We start from the raw sequence: 496 nt of genomic DNA, 5'->3' as shown, positions 1-496 counted from the left end.
GTCAAAGACATCTTCTGTCAAAGCAGCGGCGTGGTCGAAGTGACGCAGAAAAACGACATTCTGCGCGAAATCGTGATCAAGCCCGGTGAAATTCACCTGACCGACGACCCGGAAACCGCTTCGTCGAAAAACGGCTCGCTAGCAAATCCCGGTCAGGAAGTCATGCCCGGACTGACGATCGACCAGATGCGCTACATCGAGTATGTCGAATCGCCTGAAGGCCCCGCGCTCTTGCTGCGGCCTGTGACGGAATTCACCGTCCCCGATGAGCCTTCAGTTCCCAGCCAAGAATCGACGACCGAGGAATCGGGTCGATCGATTCGCCTCCGCGCCATTCAGCGGATTCCGTATAAGGATGGCGATCGCGTCAAGTCGGTCGAAGGGCTAGAACTCTTGCGGACACAACTGATTCTCGAAATCGATCAGGACGCTCAGCTTGCCGCTGATATCGAACTGGTTCCCGACGAAACCGACCCTGAAGTGCTGCGCCTCCAGC

The 496-nt window shown here is 56.9% G+C and carries 1 protein-coding gene; it reads left to right on the top strand.

Annotation, left to right across the window (positions count from 1 at the left end):
* Nucleotides 1-496 (top strand): hypothetical protein (locus tag D7Y13_RS50040; RefSeq protein ID WP_208734582.1); only part of this gene is annotated, 496 nt, incomplete at both ends.

It is taken from the genome of Corallococcus praedator (genome assembly GCF_003612125.1).
Taxonomy (GTDB): Bacteria; Myxococcota; Myxococcia; order Myxococcales; family Myxococcaceae; genus Corallococcus; species Corallococcus praedator.
Note: the sequence above shows the minus strand (reverse complement) of the source record. Positions and strands in the feature narration are given on the sequence as shown.